The sequence below is a fragment of the Aquabacterium sp. UBA2148 genome, from assembly GCF_002328915.1.
GTDB classification, from domain to species: Bacteria; Pseudomonadota; Gammaproteobacteria; order Burkholderiales; family Burkholderiaceae_C; genus Aquabacterium; species Aquabacterium parvum.
In genome coordinates this window covers 263-2,519 of record NZ_DCXA01000276.1, presented here as the reverse complement: position 1 = coordinate 2,519, position 2,257 = coordinate 263, and the positions used below count along the sequence as shown (strand labels likewise).

The 2,257-nt window shown below is 67.3% G+C and carries 2 protein-coding genes and 1 pseudogene; 1 reads left to right on the top strand and 2 read right to left on the bottom strand.

Features of this window, described 5'->3' with window-relative positions:
- Positions 1-271: hypothetical protein (locus tag B2W70_RS15525; RefSeq protein ID WP_286747022.1), on the bottom strand; the 271-nt coding region annotated here is incomplete at its 3' end.
- Between the two features lie 204 nt (positions 272-475).
- Complete coding sequence (locus tag B2W70_RS15520) at positions 476-1,369, bottom strand: LysR family transcriptional regulator (protein ID WP_286747025.1); 894 nt, start codon at positions 1,367-1,369, stop codon at positions 476-478.
- A gap of 286 nt (positions 1,370-1,655) precedes the next feature.
- On the opposite strand from B2W70_RS15520, the pseudogene B2W70_RS15515 reads away from it, so the two are divergent.
- Positions 1,656-2,257 (top strand): annotated as a pseudogene (locus B2W70_RS15515) (3-hydroxyacyl-CoA dehydrogenase family protein); the annotation flags it as partial.

The window sequence follows — 2,257 nt, the reverse complement described above, 5'->3', positions numbered from 1 at the left end:
TGCGCGAGACCTCGCTGCCATCGGACAGGCGCGTGGTCAGCGTGACGGGGCGCGCGTAGAGGTCTTTGAGGGCGACGTGGGTGTCAAGCGTGAGGACGTGGATGCACAGCTCGAAGGGCTGGGAGACGGCTTCGTGCAGCTCGAAGCGCTCGACCATCAAGTCAGCGGGCAAGGGCTGCTCGGCATGCGTGGCCGCCAGCGCGTGCAGCCGGGTGTCTTGCGCCCACGCAGACAGCAGCCCGGCCAGGTCCGACAGGCTTGGCAAATTCATGGTCCCTGATTTGGTTTGTTTGGTGCCGGGAGTTTAGGAGCAGCGCCCTGCCCCACCCCTCCCCCCATCAGGGGCCCGAACGCCGGAAAATGGCAACAAACGCAACAAGCCTGATACGGCTTGCAACAACCTCGCGCATGGGCTCGGTCCTGCGCGCGCCAGTGCGCCGAGCGACGCCGGGCAAGTCTCCTGCGCTCGGCGTCGTCAAGCCTCCGCTCGCGCTCGCGACAAGACGAACTCGATGAAGGCAGACATGGCGCGCGTGGGGTGGCGGTTGGGCATGTAGAGCATGAACATGCGCGTGCCGAAGATGCTGAGCTTCCAGTCGTCGAGCGTGGTCTGCACCTGGCCCGCGTCGATGAGCGACTGCACCACGTAGTCCGGCACCAGGCCCACACCCAGACCGGCCTCGATGGCCTCGCGCAGGAAGTGAAAGTTCTCGGACGTGAGCGTGGGCGAGAGCGGCACCTCGTGGCGCTCGCCGTGAAGGTAAGCGGCCAGGCGCAACTGCCGCCCCACCACCGCCGAGGTGATCAGCGGCGCGGTGCACAGGTCTTGGAGCTGCTGCGGCAGGCCGTGGGCAGCCACGTAGGCGTTCGAGGCGCAGGCCACGTAGCGCACCGCGCCCATCTCTCGGGCCACCAGTTGCTCAGGCGGGTCGGAGAGCACGCGCACGGCCACGTCCACCTCGTCGCGCATGAGGTCGACCACGCGGTTCTCGAACACCACGTCGAGCACGATGCCGGGGTGGGCGCGCTTGAAGTCGATCAGCCAGGGCGACATCACCAACTGGCCGTATCCGCTGGGCACGCTCAGGCGCACGCGGCCTTGCAGGGACTGGCCGAGCGCAGAGATGGTGTCGCGCGCGGCGGCAAGCTCGTCTCGGATCTTGCGGCCGTGTTCGCACAACTGCAGGCCGAGTTCGGTGGGGGCGATGCGGCGGGTGCTGCGGCGCACGAGTTGCTGGCCCAGACCGCGCTCGAGCTGGCTCAGGTGGTAGCTGACGTTGGCTCGGCTGGTTTTCAGGCGCCGCGCGGCTTCGCTGAGCGAGCCGGCGTCGAGGATGTCGACCAGCAGGGTCAGGGCGTGGAGGTCCATGGGGGCGTCGGCCATGGCATCAATGATCGCACGATTGTCAAAACTGGCTTGACAGCCTGTCAATGGAAGATCGGATTGTCAAAGGTAGATCGCTCTGGGAGGATGCTGGGTGCCTTCTGACGCGGTGGCCAGTTCCTTTGCTGACCGGCCTCGCAGACTTGGCCTTCCCAGTAAAAGCGCAGAACGCGCCCAGGAGCGAGACATGCCCGCTGAGACCCCTGCCCCGTCGCCCGCAGAACAAGCGGCGCTCGCCCACCTGCAACGCGCCGAAGCCGCCGTGATGGACACGCCCGAGGCCCGCGTGGCCCAGCCCCGGCCTTTGAACAAGGTGGGCGTGGTGGGGGGCGGCACCATGGGCGCGGGCATCGCGGTGGCGCTGCTGAGCGCGGGCCTGCCGGTGGTGATGGTCGAGCGCGACGAGGCCGCGCTGACGCTGGGGCGTGCGCGCATCGAAAAGGTCTACGACGGGCACGTGGCCAAGGGTCGGTTGACACCCGAAGGCAAGACCGAGGTGCTGGCGCGTTGGCAAGGTGCAGTCAGCTACGCGGCCTTGGCCGATGTGGACCTGGTCATCGAAGCGGTGTTCGAGGACATGGCCGTCAAGCACGCGGTGTTCGCCGAACTGGATCGCGTCTGCAAGCGGGGCGCGGTGCTGGCCACCAACACCTCCTACCTGGACATCAACGAGATCGCGCGGGGCACTTCGCGGCCAGGCGATGTGATCGGGCTGCACTTCTTCTCGCCGGCCCACATCATGAAGCTGCTGGAGATCGTGGTGCCCGCGCAGGTGTCGGCCGACGTGGTGGCCACGGGCTTCGCGCTGGCACAGCGTTTGAAGAAGGTGCCCGTGCGCGCTGGTGTGTGCGATGGCTTCATCGGCAACCGCAT